Origin of the sequence: Jannaschia formosa (genome assembly GCF_003340555.1) — a bacterium.
In the GTDB taxonomy this organism is placed as follows: domain Bacteria; phylum Pseudomonadota; class Alphaproteobacteria; order Rhodobacterales; family Rhodobacteraceae; genus Jannaschia; species Jannaschia formosa.
The window spans coordinates 1-3341 of record NZ_QPLJ01000066.1 but is presented as its reverse complement, the minus strand read 5'-3'; the positions used below and the strand labels follow the sequence as shown (position 1 = coordinate 3341).

Sequence of the window (3341 nt, the reverse complement as noted above, 5' to 3'; positions counted from 1 at the left end):
CGTTTACAAGATCAGTCATGGAGGCTCCTCCTCATGGACAATCTTCAAGTGGTCTCCTGCGTGATGGCACCGTCGCCTGAATCGGCCCGCTGACCAAGTGTTTTCGGTCGCGAGCGCTTGACGAACCTCGGCCGCGACCACCGCGGGGAGCCGTCCGTCGTCGCTTCTCCCTTGCCAGGTCGAAGGAGAATGCGGTGTGGCAGGAAGGGTCCCCAAGATAGGATCAGCATGGGGCGGGAACACCGCTTATAGCCTAGCAGCGCCTTCCTCGAATCTTGCTGGTTGGCGACCGGAGGCCCGTGGAGTTTGTCTGAGGTGGGAGGTCTGAGAGGCATCCCTTGGCCTGCAACGTGCGCCTGATCGCCGTGTCGATATCGGTATGCGGCTCTTCACCCAGCACGTTGATCAGGAGCATATTGTCGAGCTGGACCGGCGTCTTCCAGAGGTAGCGCATCTCCCTCATCTCGTGAAAAAGCGTGACGAACGGCGACAGAACGTCGACCAGCACCCAGGGAAAGCGCCGGATCGAGGTCGCGGGGACGCCAGCCACGACGCAGGTGCGCTCGGCAATCTCCACGCCACGGTCGAACCAGTGACCGGCGAAATGGAAGTTCTCGAATTCCCTCAGCTTCGATTCCCTCTCGGCGAGACGGGCGACGGCTTCGGCGAAGTCCGGCAAGTATGCCCAGGCATGACCGATATCCGGTTCTCCCGGATACCTGACGGAGGTCAGCGGTTTACCCGGCCGGATCATGCCCTGGCTGAACCAGGTGTCGGCATGGGGGCCGAAAAAGTCACCCGCACGCAGGACGATCGAGTGCACGTTCTCGCTGGCCGAGGCCTCCCTCAGGCGGGCCTCCATCCGCGCCCGGATCGCGCCCTTGCGGCTGATCGGGTTCTGGGGAGCATCCTCTGTCAGGATCGGGAAGGCGTCGGGCCCGTAGTTGTAGACGTTTCCCGGCACGATGATGCGCGCGCCGGTCGCCTTGGCGGCGGCAATCGTGGCCTCGAGCATCGGCATGACAAGCTTGTCCCAGTCTCGGTAGCCGGGCGGATTGACGCCGTGGAAGATCAGCTGGACGCCATTCGCCGCGGCGACCACGTCGGAAGCTCTCAAGGCATCGCCGCTGACCCATTCTGCCTCGGGCAGTCGCGCCCGTGCTTTGACCGGATCCCGGTGCATTGCCCGGACGCTCCAGCCATGGCGCAAGAGCGCGATGGCGGTCTCGTAGCCGGCGCCGCCTGTGGCGCCGAGCACAAGGACTGATTTCGCCGATGAAACGGTCATGACTGATCTCCTTCTTGGTGATCAGTCATATGTTCGGCTTGGCCGCTGAACGAAATTGCGGTAATTCGTGGAGCTGATATACGATTTTCCATGAACACGAGCTGGGACCTTGTCCGCTCCTTTCTCGGCGTCCTCGAGCATGGCAGCCTCTCTGGCGCCGCCCGCGCGCTCGGTCTGACGCAACCGACGCTGGCCCGGCACATCGCCCAGCTGGAATCGGATCTCGGGCGCAGCCTTTTCACCCGTTCGCCGCAGGGTCTTTCGCCTACCGCGGATGCGGAACGGCTGAAACCCTATGGTGAGGCGATGGCGGCGGCGGCTGAGGCCATGGTGAGGGCCGCGTCCGGAGACGAGAAAACGCTGAGCGGTGTCGTAAGGATCGCCGCGAGCGACGTCATCGGCACGGAGGTACTGCCAGAGATCCTGCGCGGCCTGACGATGGCCCATCCGAACCTCGCCGTGGAGCTTGTCCTGTCCAACTCATCGGCCGATCTCCTGCGCCGGGACGCGGACATCGCGGTGCGGATGATCCGCCCCACCCAGAAGGCGCTAATCGCCCGTCGGGCTGGCCTGATACGCCTGGGGTTGTTCGCGCATCGCGACTACCTGGCTCTCCGCGGGATGCCGAAACGTATCGAGGATCTCCATGAGCACGCGGTGATTGGCTTTGATCGCGACCCAAGCGGCCCCGCAATCCTTGACGCGATCGGCGGCGGACTTCGCCGCGACATGTTCACCTACCGTATCGATAACCAGATCGCCCAGATAGCCGCCATCCGCGCGGCCTGCGGGCCTGGCATCGTCCAGGTGAAACTCGCGGAACGATCAGGCCTCGTGCGGCTGTTTCAGGACGAGATCAACCTGTCCCTCGAGGCATGGATCACCATGCACGAGGACCTGCGCAATGATCCGCGGATGCGGCTTGCGTTCGATCATCTTTATGAAGGGATGTCTCGCCACGTCGTTCAGTGAGAAACGGACACCGATCAGCGCGCCGAGGACGATCGGCATCGACGACTGGGCGGGGCGGCGCGGTAATCTGCGATCTCGAACGTCTACGGATCAGGGAGATGAACTTCTTGCGGTCGCATGGAGGGAAAGTGGACCAAGCCAGCTGCTTCCTGAGTGGGCTGGAGGCCAAGGTCCTTCCCGCAGGGCGATGCAGAAGGCCCGCAACGAAAGCGGCTTACGTCCGTCCCGGCAGCTTTACACGAAGACGAGATCCTCTTCCGTCACGGGCACGAAGCTGCCCTCGGGCGCGTCCCGGCCGAGCTGCCCGGTCTGCCAAGTATCGAGATACCGGCGCAGGATCTCCAGCGCGTCATGGCCGCCGCTCAGGATCGTCTCCATCGGCGAAGCGCCGGCGAAGGCGGGCGCGTCATGGGCGCCGCGCATCCAGGTCATGGCCTGCGCCCGGTCCTCGAAGAGATTGGCCAGCGCCTGCTCGATGGCGATCACGGCCGAGATCCGGGTCAGCGTGTCGAGGGGCAGGGACAGCGGCGCCTGCGCGCGGGCAGCGCGTGCCCATTCTTCATGGGTGGACCGGTCCGGCCGGCCGAGCAGGGCGAGAAGCTCCCGCGCGTCCATCTCCCAGGCATCGGCGATGGCGTGGAAGGTCCGCAGGACGGGGCCGCTGAGGCGCGCGCGGTCCTCCGGGGTGATCTCCCGGGGGAGCGCGGCCTTCTCAGGGATCTCCGGGGATCTTTCGTTGGTCATCGTGGGTCGCTTCGGGGGGAGGGAATGCATCTCAGGATGGAATGGTTCTTCGCAGTTCATGATCGGATATTTCCTTGAAAAGGGCACGCGGCTCCTGCCGCGGGTCCAGGTGCGATGGTCCAGGCACAGGATCAGGGGTCACGAACAGGCCTTCCCGTCGTCCTGAACCGCGCCCGGTATGCTCCGGGCGTGATGCCGACCTTCTTCTGGAACGACCGCAGGAGCGCGTCGACCGAGCCGTAGCCGGCCTCGAAGGCAATCCGGTCGAGCGCGTGGGAGGTCTCCTCGAGCAGCGTCTTCGCGCGGGTGAGCCGGGCGTCCTCCGCGAACCTCGCAG

4 protein-coding genes are annotated in these 3341 nt (G+C 64.7%); 1 reads left to right on the top strand and 3 read right to left on the bottom strand.

What is annotated here, in order from left to right; genetic code table 11:
- Positions 1-253: 253 nt before the first annotated feature.
- A complete protein-coding gene (locus tag DR046_RS22695) occupies positions 254-1288 on the bottom strand; it encodes an NAD-dependent epimerase/dehydratase family protein (RefSeq protein ID WP_115384608.1) in 1035 nt (344 codons plus the stop codon).
- A 90-nt stretch (positions 1289-1378) separates the two neighbouring features.
- On the opposite strand from DR046_RS22695, the gene DR046_RS22690 reads away from it, so the two are divergent.
- Positions 1379-2260: a LysR family transcriptional regulator gene (locus DR046_RS22690; protein WP_115384607.1), complete on the top strand. Its 882-nt coding sequence runs from the start codon at positions 1379-1381 to the stop codon at positions 2258-2260.
- A 234-nt stretch (positions 2261-2494) separates the two neighbouring features.
- Here DR046_RS22690 and DR046_RS22685 read toward each other — a convergent pair whose 3' ends face one another.
- Complete coding sequence (locus DR046_RS22685) at positions 2495-3004, bottom strand: antitoxin Xre/MbcA/ParS toxin-binding domain-containing protein (protein ID WP_167767261.1); 510 nt, start codon at positions 3002-3004, stop codon at positions 2495-2497.
- Between the two features lie 131 nt (positions 3005-3135).
- Positions 3136-3341, bottom strand: a 206-nt coding sequence (locus tag DR046_RS22680; RefSeq protein WP_115384605.1) for a helix-turn-helix domain-containing protein, incomplete at its 5' end; no start/stop codon positions are given.

What these genes read in the sequence shown, in the direction of transcription:
- DR046_RS22695 (WP_115384608.1), bottom strand. Translation starts at nt 1,288, where the DNA reads ATGACCGTTTCATCGGCGAAATCAGTCCTTGTGCTCGGCGCCACAGGC.
- DR046_RS22690 (WP_115384607.1), top strand. Translation starts at nt 1,379, where the DNA reads ATGAACACGAGCTGGGACCTTGTCCGCTCCTTTCTCGGCGTCCTCGAG.
- DR046_RS22685 (WP_167767261.1), bottom strand. Translation starts at nt 3,004, where the DNA reads ATGACCAACGAAAGATCCCCGGAGATCCCTGAGAAGGCCGCGCTCCCC.